This is a genomic window from Planctomycetota bacterium (assembly GCA_026387035.1).
In the GTDB taxonomy this organism is placed as follows: Bacteria; Planctomycetota; Phycisphaerae; order FEN-1346; family FEN-1346; genus JAPLMM01.
Genome location: JAPLMM010000101.1, coordinates 1 through 7,206 on the forward strand (window position 1 = coordinate 1; position 7,206 = coordinate 7,206).

Genomic DNA, 7,206 nt, shown 5'->3' on the forward strand with positions numbered 1-7,206 from the left:
GCCTCGTCTCGCGTTTGGTTTTCGCTAGGCCGCTTCCTTCCGCCGACGCCGCCAGACCATCGCCACCGCCAGCATCGCCGCGTAGGCCGCCAGCGCCCAGTAGAGGACTTGAATCAGCGTATTCCCATAGTTCTCAGAGATGAGGGCCAGCGGGTAGTAAATCGTGAAGACGGCCACGAGGGCCATCGTCTGGTGGGCCGCATACGTCCGCCCCCAGCCGAGCCAGACATACGCGCCCGAAACCAACAGCGTCGCCAGGGCGCCCAGCGCGAAGCAGCCGGCGAACGACGTCAGAATCTCCGAGAAATAAGCCGTCAACGTGTAGAACAGGAAGTACGCGATCGCCAGGACCGCCAGGCTCATCAGGAACTCGTCGCGCCCCAGCAGCATCCACGTAATGGTCAGGACGCCGACCAGGAGTATCAGGCCCCAGGGCGCCTCGTGGAGCAGCCAGCCGGCGTAGGTTCCCGGCTGCGTCATCTGCGGCAGGACGACGCCCATGTCGGAGGTTGTCACCGAGGAGGCGAGGTCCCACTCCAGGACGATCGGCTCGCCGTCCTTTTGCGGTTCCCAGGCGAGGAGCGTCTCGCGGTTGGTCGGCTTCATGCCGCCGACGAGCGGCGTCAGGTCGCGCCAGAGAATCCGCTTCTGTCCCTGGTCCACGTCCGGCCGGAGCTGCAGAACGACCTTCGAGCGGTCCCGCTGGGCCATGTAGGCCTGGGAATAGCGGACGTGGCCCGTTCCCGTGGAGGCGTAGTGGACCCTGACCTGGACCTCCTGGCCGGGCTCCATCGGCATCTTCCAGGTCTGGGCGTTGTTGGAGAGGACGAGGTGCTCGCGCCAGTCCTTGCCGTCCGCCTCGATCTTGAAATCCCTGTAGTCGCCGCGCTCCGCGGGCATAGGGAAACGGAACTCCGCCTCCGTCTTCTTGTCGCTCCGGTTCTTCACGACGTAGGCCATGGTCCAGGAGTCCTCGTAGCCCGTGTAGTACGCCGAGCCGAGTTTGACGTACCGCACCTGGACATCGATCTCCACGTTGCCGCTGATGATGGAATTTTGCGGCACGGGTTCGCGGACCTTGCGCTTGACGCGGGTGGGGGCGTTGTCACCCTGGGGCAACTCGCTCGTCGAGCCTTCTTCCTCGATGATCTCCCGCCCCTCCCGGAACACCAGGACGCTTTGTTCCTTGGTGATGAAGTGATTGACCGAAAGTTCGCGCTGCTCGTGCGGGTTGCCCCACACGCTCTGGACGGTATAGAGGTTCTTTTGCGTGACGTTGCCCTGGCGTTGCGAAAACTCGCGCCACTGATGCAGCAGCCCGGCGCCCAGCGCCGCCACCAGCGCCGTGCCCACGACCAGCACCATCAGCGCGTTCGCCAGTGTCAGGAGCACCGCCTTCCATCCGCGCCCCGCGCGGGCGTCGCGCACCGCCCGCCGCCAGGGCGGCACGAATTGCAGCACGAAGGCGATCATCAAGACCGCCAGCCCGCTCAAGAGGACATAGCGGTACTGCCCGACGCCCGACAGATACTCATCCAGAATCTCCATCAGATTGCGATACACGGACGGTCTCCTTCTGGGTCAGACGTACGCGTGGCGCGTTCGTTCGGGGAACGTTGGACGGGGAAGGGCGCACCTCTCGTACCGCGCGGCCGCGGAGGCGTCAAGAAAAAACATCGAGGTCGGCCGATTTTTTTGGGGTCCCCCGGCTCCGAGCGTCGGCTCGGGGTCGCCGGCAGGCGTCAGCCGGCCCCTTTCGCCGCCTTCGGGTTCGCGGCTTCGAGTTGCTCGGCCGTGAACGGCCGGCTCATCCGCCACGTCTGGCACAGTTGGTCCAGTTCGTACAGGTGCCAGCGGGCCGTCCCCCCGAACCCCCCGACCAGGGCCATCGACGCTTCCGTCGTGTGGTATCCCGTCGCCCAGCCGAGCACCGCCGCGTCCGACGCGTCCGGGTCCGCCACGCCGTACAGGTTCCCCAGGAGCCGGTCCAGGTCCGTCTCCTCGGCCTTCTGCTCCTGGAGGGTCATCCGCTGGGCCGCCGCCACCGTGCAATACACCGTGTCCCAGTCTGCCAGGTAGCCGGTGCCCGGAATGGGGGCCTTCGGAACGAGGTACTGGCTGAAAAGGCCCCGCAACTGTTTGTCCGTTGCCGCCAGGAAGGCGTCCCACTGCTTCGGGGGGACACAGAACGGGATCAGGCTCGCCGGGTCGGCCTTCGCCAGGCTTTCCGCCTCCGCCAGACACCGGTGCCGGAGCAAAACGAACATCCACCGCCCTGCCATCGCCGCGTCCAGCGCCGTAGGCAACCCCTTACTCGCCTCCTCGATTCCGTTAGATGCATCCTGGCTGAACTTCATCACCGCCCGCTGGTACAGCCCGCCCGTCAGGCGCGACGCCTCCCGCGCGTGCTCCGGGCCGGGCGGCTGAAAATCCGCCAACGGCCGGAACGGCCGAATGTAACGGTCCATGTTCTCCCGCTGGTGCTGACGCTTCTCCGGGCTCGCCTCCTGGAAGTTCACCGTCATCGCCCCCAGTTCCGTCGCCATCGGGTCCGCCCGCGACGGGACGTACTTGGCCACCGATTTGACCGCCCGGTTCGCCCAGACGATCCGCTCGAGGTCCCGGCCCGCGCCGGCGGCGGCGAGGAAATCCCCGCGGAGCCCCTCGGCAGACGGCGTCGCGGATTTCCCCGCACGCCCCACCGCGTCCAGGAACGCCTTCGAAAACGCCGGGTACTGCCCCACCAGCCGGTCCGCCACCGTCTCCGACGACCACGCCGGCATCTTCTCCAGCGTCGCGATCGTCCGGCTTAAGGAACCCCGAAACTCCTCCCACGAGTTCTCGCGACCCTCTTGCGGGAACGTCTCCTTTGGGACGGCGTAGGCGCGAAGGACTTTCTGGCAGACGGCCGGCTCAAGCGGCGACGCGTCCAACACCCGCCGGGCATGTGCGTCCGCCTGCATCCGGCGAATGCTCGCATACCCCTCCTGGCGTCGCGACTTTTCCCCCAGCAATTGCAGCACATGCTCCAGCCCGCCGCGCTCCCGATCCAGGTACTCCGGATACGCCGACTTGCTCTGCGCCAGGTCCTGCGCGTACTGGGCCGCCAGTTCCAGGTGCTCCACCAGGTCGAGCGCCTTGGTGCGAGTTTGACGCACCCCCAGGGCGGATTCCGCCACCCTCGCGAACCGCTCGAGGTCCGACCGGATTGTCGCCCACACCGGCCCTTCGAGCCCTGCCGCCAGACGCCGGATCTTCTCCAGCCGCGCCTTGTCGTCCTCCGTCACCTGGGGCGCTTCAGGCGCCGCCGACTCCCGGCCGGCAGCCCCCGCCCCGCCCCCGGACGCCTTCGCCTGCAACGCCTCGAGCGCCGACTTTGCTTCGCCCAGCGTGTCCAGCGCCTGGGCGAACTGCCCCAGGTCCGCCATCAATGCCATCCTCTCGACTTCCCGGCGGGAGGGGGCGCGAGTGAAATGCCCCACCGCCTCGCCCAGCCGCCCGAGCGCCGCCTGGGCGTCGGCCAGCGCGGCCTTGAACGCCTCGCCCGACGGGCCGGAGGCCAGGCTCGCTTCCTTGGCGATCCAGGAGGCCAGCGCGTCGCCCAGCGAGTCCGGCGCCCCGAGGTTGTTCGCCAGGTACGACCCGAACGCGTCGAACTGGAACCTCGGTCTCTCGCCGCCCCAGTCCCAGCCTCGCTCGAGGCACGTGGCCGCCATCCGTCTCGTGTGGATCCGCAGGGTGACGGCAAAGGCGGCGGCCGGCGTCGATTTCGGCCGCCCCTCCAGACGCTGGACCTCCTCCTTCAGCGACCCGATTGCCGTCGCGTGCCACATCGCCGACGGATGCAGCGCCGTCCCCTTCTCGTCGTGCGGACCCAGTTCGTGCTTGTACCGTTCGATCCGGTCGGCCAGTTCCTGGCGGTGCTCGGGATCCTTCTCGGTCCGCAGGCGCGCCTCCGCCGCGTGCAGCAGGTCCGTCCGGGTCGGTTCCTGAGAGGTGGCTCGGGACGCCAGGCCCGCGCACGCCAACACCGCCGCGACGCCCATCACGAGAAGTCGTTTCATCGAAAGAGTTGCCCCGATTGTGCCTTCCGGTGAGTTGAACCCGTGCCCCCCCAATATGTAACGCGATTCCCGCCGGTCCGCAAGCGTTTGTCCGGCGGCTTGAATGGCCCTTGCCGCGGCCCTATAATCCCGCGGGCGGGCAGGGCCCGGGAGGAAAGCGGTCCATGCGGATTACCGTGAACGGCCAGCCGCGCGAGGTGCCCGACGGGACGACCGTCGCACGCCTGCTCGAGATGCTCCCGACCGCCGGCGGGCCCGTCGCCGTCGAGGTCAACCGCGAGATCGTTCCGCGCTCCCTCCACGCCGGCCGCGCCCTGGCGGAAGGCGACGAGATCGAAATCGTCACCCTGGTAGGAGGCGGATGACGGCGCGGAAGCCTCCGGCGCCTCAGTTACTCAGTCACTCAGTTACTGACCGAAGGAGTGCGAGGGCATGGCAGAACAAGACGTGTTGAAACTCGGGCCTTACAAATTCACCAGCCGCCTCTTCGTCGGCACCGGGAAGTACGACACCTTCCCCCTCATGCGCGAGGCCCTCGAGGCCTCCGGATGCCAGGTCGTCACCGTCGCCGTCCGGCGCGTCAACCTCGCCGACAAATCCAAGGAAAGCCTCCTCGATTATATTGACCGCAAACGATATACCATCCTGCCGAACACCGCCGGCTGCTTCAATGCCGACGATGCCGTCCGCACCGCACGACTCGCGCGCGAAGCCCTCGGCGTCGAGTGGGTCAAACTCGAAGTCCTCGCCGACCCCGACACGCTCCTCCCGGACCCCGTCGAAACGCTGAAGGCGATGGCGACGCTCATCAAGGAAAAGTTCTATGTCCTCGCCTACACGAGCGACGACCCCGTCATGGCCCGGCGCCTCGAAGACGCCGGCGCCACGAGCGTCATGCCTCTGGGGTCGCCCATCGGCTCCGGCCAGGGCATCCTCAACCCCGGCAACATCCGCCTCATCATCGAACGCGCGAAGGTCCCCATCATCGTCGACGCCGGCGTCGGCACCGCCAGCGACACCGCCATCGCCATGGAACTCGGGGCCGACGGGGTGCTCCTGAACACCGGCGTCGCCAAGGCCCAGGACCCCGTCCGGATGGCCCGCGCGATGCGCCTCGCCATCGAGGCCGGACGAGAAGCGTACCTGGCGGGGCGCATTCCGCGGCGGCCTTACGCCTCCGCCTCCAGCCCCACCGAAGGCACCATCGCGCCGTCGCCGTGAGGTGCACCGGCCGCCGCGCCTCGCCGCTTGCATATTTAGCCGCCGCGCTTGCTTGCCACGCCGTAGTCCCGGCGCGCCGGGACGAAGGCGGGCGCGGCGCGTGCCGTTCCGAGCACGCGGCGCAAACGCGTGCCACGGGGAGCCCGCGTGGACCACGACGTCCAATCCGCCCTCGGCCCGGAAGGCCTCGTCGCCCGAGGCCTCGCGGGCTACGAGCACCGCCCCGAGCAGATCGCCATGGCCGAGGCCGTCGACCGCGCCTTCCGTGCCGGCCGGCACCTGGTCGTCGAGGCGGGCACCGGCGTCGGCAAGTCCTTCGCTTACCTCGTCCCGGCGATCCACCTCGCGACGCGCGAAAAACGCCGCGTCCTCCTCTCCACCTACACCATCAGCCTCCAGGAACAACTCGTCGAGAAAGACCTCCCGCTTCTCGCGAAGGCGCTCGGCCTGGAGTTCCGCGCCGTCCTCGTCAAGGGCCGCGCGAACTACCTCTGCCTTCGCCGCCTCGAACGCGCCAGCCAGCGCGCCGCCACGCTCTTTACCTCCGCCGCCGAACGCCGCGAACTCGCCCGCCTCGAAGAGTGGGCCCTTGCGACCGGCGACGGCAGCCTCTCGGACCTCGCGCCCCAGCCCGCCCCGCGCGTCTGGGACCGCGTGTGCGCCGAGCAGGGCAACTGCCGCGGACGAAAGTGTCCGCACGAGCGCCGGTGCTTCTACCAGCGCGCCCGCCGGCGCGTCCACCAGGCCGACCTGCTGGTCGTCAACCACGCGCTGTTCTTCTCGGACCTCGCGATCCGCGCCTCGGGCTCGGCCGGCATCCTCCCGGCCTTTGACGCCCTCGTCTTCGACGAGGCCCACAACGTCGAGACGGTCGCCTGCGACCAACTCGGCATCGCCGTCTCCTCCAGCCAGGTCGCGTTTCTCCTGGGCCTCCTCTGGTCCGGCGCCGGCGGGAAGCGCCCGCGAGGCGCCCTGGCGGCCATCGAACGGGGCGCCGAAGCCGCCAGGCTCGCCTGCGACGATGCCGGCCGCGCCTCGGCCGACTTCTTCGCCTCGCTCCGCGCCTGGTTCGAAGGCGAGGGCGGCCCCAGCGGGCGCGTCGCACGCCCGAACGTTTTCGAGAACCCCCTCTCGCCGTCGCTCGAACGCCTCGCCTCGGCCCTCGGCGCGCTCGCCAAGAAGATGGGCCGCGATGAGGAGTCGGCCGACGAACTCGCGTCCTACGCCGACCGCGCCCGACGCCTCGCCGGGGCCGTCGTTTCCTTCGTCGGCCAGACCTACGCCTCCGACTCTCCCGGCTCCGGCGCGGTCTACTGGGTCGAAGCAAAAAAAGAGGGTCAGCCCCTATCTTCCGAAAACGGGGACGCGCAACCACTTCTGCAGAAAGGACTTAAGAAAATGGGGTCAGACCCCATTTTTCGGCGGCCCCGCGTCTCGCTTCATGCCGCGCCGGTCCACGTCGGCGGAATGCTCGACTTGCTTGTCTGGCAGGAGGTTCGCTCGGCCGTCCTGACGAGCGCGACGCTTTCGGTGGGCCCGCGCGACGAGTTCGCCTACGTGCGGCAGCGTCTGGGCCTGGAGGACTGCGACACGCTCTGGGTCGGCTCGCCGTTCGATTACGAATCGAAAGTGCGCCTCTATCTGGAGGCCGACCTGCCGGAACCGGCCGACCCCGCCTACTTCGACGCCGCCGTGGGCGCCATCCAGCGCTACCTCGACCTCTCCCAGGGCCGGGCGTTCGTCCTCTTTACGTCCTACGAGATGCTTTCCCGCGCTGCCTACGCGCTCCGGCCGCACCTGGCGAAGCGCGGTTGGCGGCTCCTCGTCCAGGGCGAAGGGCTGCCCCGCGGGAAGATGCTGGAGGAGTTTCGCCGCGACGCCCATTCGGTACTCTTCGGCACCGCGACGTTCTGGCAGGGCG

The 7,206-nt window shown here is 68.6% G+C and carries 5 protein-coding genes; 3 read left to right on the plus strand and 2 right to left on the minus strand.

What is annotated here, in order from left to right; translation table 11 throughout:
• Positions 1 to 24 precede the first annotated feature (24 nt).
• On the minus strand, positions 25 to 1,563 hold the full coding sequence (locus tag NTX40_03615) for a hypothetical protein (GenBank protein ID MCX5648173.1): 1,539 nt from the start codon (positions 1,561 to 1,563) through the stop codon (positions 25 to 27).
• Positions 1,564 to 1,742: 179 nt separating this feature from the next.
• The gene (locus tag NTX40_03620) at positions 1,743 to 4,064 is read right to left on the minus strand and encodes a hypothetical protein (protein MCX5648174.1); all 2,322 of its coding nucleotides are present in this window, start codon (positions 4,062 to 4,064) and stop codon (positions 1,743 to 1,745) included.
• Between the two features lie 164 nt (positions 4,065 to 4,228).
• On the opposite strand from NTX40_03620, the gene thiS reads away from it, so the two are divergent.
• From thiS to NTX40_03635, 3 genes are all read left to right on the plus strand, one after another.
• Positions 4,229 to 4,429, plus strand: a complete 201-nt coding sequence (gene thiS / locus NTX40_03625) for a sulfur carrier protein ThiS (protein ID MCX5648175.1) — start codon at positions 4,229 to 4,231, stop codon at positions 4,427 to 4,429.
• Between the two features lie 67 nt (positions 4,430 to 4,496).
• Positions 4,497 to 5,285, plus strand: a complete 789-nt coding sequence (locus NTX40_03630; protein MCX5648176.1) for a thiazole synthase — start codon at positions 4,497 to 4,499, stop codon at positions 5,283 to 5,285.
• A 147-nt stretch (positions 5,286 to 5,432) separates the two neighbouring features.
• On the plus strand, positions 5,433 to 7,206 hold a 1,774-nt coding region (locus tag NTX40_03635; GenBank protein ID MCX5648177.1), incomplete at its 3' end, for a DEAD/DEAH box helicase.

What these genes read in the sequence shown, in the direction of transcription:
- NTX40_03630 (MCX5648176.1), top strand. Translation starts at nt 4,497, where the DNA reads ATGGCAGAACAAGACGTGTTGAAACTCGGGCCTTACAAATTCACCAGC.
- thiS (MCX5648175.1), top strand. Translation starts at nt 4,229, where the DNA reads ATGCGGATTACCGTGAACGGCCAGCCGCGCGAGGTGCCCGACGGGACG.
- NTX40_03620 (MCX5648174.1), bottom strand. Translation starts at nt 4,064, where the DNA reads ATGAAACGACTTCTCGTGATGGGCGTCGCGGCGGTGTTGGCGTGCGCG.